The organism is Pseudomonas edaphica, from assembly GCF_005863185.1.
GTDB lineage: Bacteria > Pseudomonadota > Gammaproteobacteria > Pseudomonadales > Pseudomonadaceae > Aquipseudomonas > Aquipseudomonas edaphica.
Genome location: NZ_VBVZ01000941.1, coordinates 1 through 1,585, shown reverse-complemented (window position 1 = coordinate 1,585; position 1,585 = coordinate 1). Strand labels below are relative to the sequence as shown.

Sequence of the window (1,585 nt, the reverse complement as noted above, 5' to 3'; positions counted from 1 at the left end):
CAGTGTGCCCACGGCCACTTTCAACGCATGGTTGGCGCCACGTTCTTCCCAGGTGATCGACAGGCGCTCGATGGTCATGGTCAGAATCACCATCGGGAACAGTGCTACCGACAACCCGCGTTCCAGGCCCAGCTTGTGGCTGAACAGGCTGATGGCCGCAATCAGCACCACCACAAAGGTCAGCACCACCGAGAGCCTCGGCAGCATCTGCAGCTTCAAGTGTTCCAGGTACGATCTGAGCGACAGGCCCAGCGCGGTGATGATAGTAAACAGCGCAATGCCGAAGCCCAATTGCGTCTCGCGAAACGCCAGGGCGATCAGTACCGGGGTGAAGGTGCCCAGGGTTTGCAGGCCGATCAGGTTGCGCAGGATCAGAATCACCAGCACGCCGATGGGGATCATTACCATGATCATGAAGGTTTGCTGGGTTTGCAGCGGCAGGCCGTACAACGAGTATTCGAGGAAATTGGCGTCGGTGTTTTCGTCCGTCAGCTTGGCCAGGCGAATCGCGTTCATCTCGCTGTTGTTGAGGCTGAAGGTTACTGCGGCCTTCTTGCCGCCATCCACCGTGATCAGGTTTTCATCGCCGGTCCACCACAGCAGCCGGTCGGACGGCAGGCCTTGCTCGCCGGTTTCCGGGTTGAAGTACAGCCAGTCATTGCCGTTGAAGCTGCGCAACCACAGTTCCGGAGTTTGCGGCTGGTCGGCGACTAGCCGGATGGTGTGGACTTTTTCCACCGGCACATGGGCGATGGACAGCAACAGTTCGACGATCTTGGCTTTGTGTGGCGTGGACGGGTCGCCCGCCAGCAATAGCTTTACATTGTCGTCGTTGAGGTTGTTGGTGCGCTTGATCGCCTCGGTGATAAAGGTCTCGACGTCGGCCGAATGCTGGCGGATCGGCGCCAGCAGGGCTTCGGCGGCGATTTTTTCCGGGCCTTCGACGGCGATGCTGTCACGGAAGGTCGGGCCTTTGACCTTGACCTTTTCACCGCTGTAGCGCTTGGTCAGCACCAGGCGGTAATACAGGGTCTGCTTGCCTTTGGCCCGGCGCGCCGACCAGGTGACCTTGCGGTTGCCGTCGGTGCGGTTGACGCTCACGCCGTAGTTATTGGAAATAAAGCTTTCATTGAGACTGACGAAGTCGCGGCTCAGGGGCGGCACGAACATCGAGATCTTCACCGGGTCCTTGGGGTTGGCGACGAACTCGACCTTGGCGTCGATGTTCCACAGGTCGTCGGTGGCGTCTTCGGTGACGGGAATTCCCAGCACGAAAATCTGATAGGCGGTGACCGAAATACCCAACACCACCAGGATGGTGATCAGGATTCTCAGGTGCAGGGTCAGAGAGCGCATTCGGTTTACTCGGCGGTATGAGCGTCGGCGGCGCAGGCGGGTTTGCCCGCTGCGTATTTAAGACTGGGGTCGACCAGCGCATCAAAGCGTTTCAACGCTTCGGAGCCGATCAGCAGCGGGTATTGGAAGGCGCTGCGGTCAGTCAAGTTCACTTCGATGCTGCGTAAAGCGGTGCCCATGCAGATATCCAGGGAGATCACTGGGCGGGCGGTGTAGTTCTTGTCCTCAT

General features: G+C 59.1%; 2 protein-coding genes. Both read right to left on the bottom strand.

Annotated elements, in window-relative coordinates; genetic code table 11:
* The coding region (rloB, locus tag FEM54_RS32295; protein ID WP_138454253.1) for an osmotic stress tolerance membrane protein RloB at nt 1–1,356 on the bottom strand (1,356 nt) is incomplete at its 3' end.
* A gap of 5 nt (nt 1,357–1,361) precedes the next feature.
* Nucleotides 1,362–1,585, bottom strand: a 224-nt coding sequence (locus FEM54_RS32290) for a putative ATP-dependent zinc protease (RefSeq protein ID WP_171045964.1), incomplete at its 5' end; no start/stop codon positions are given.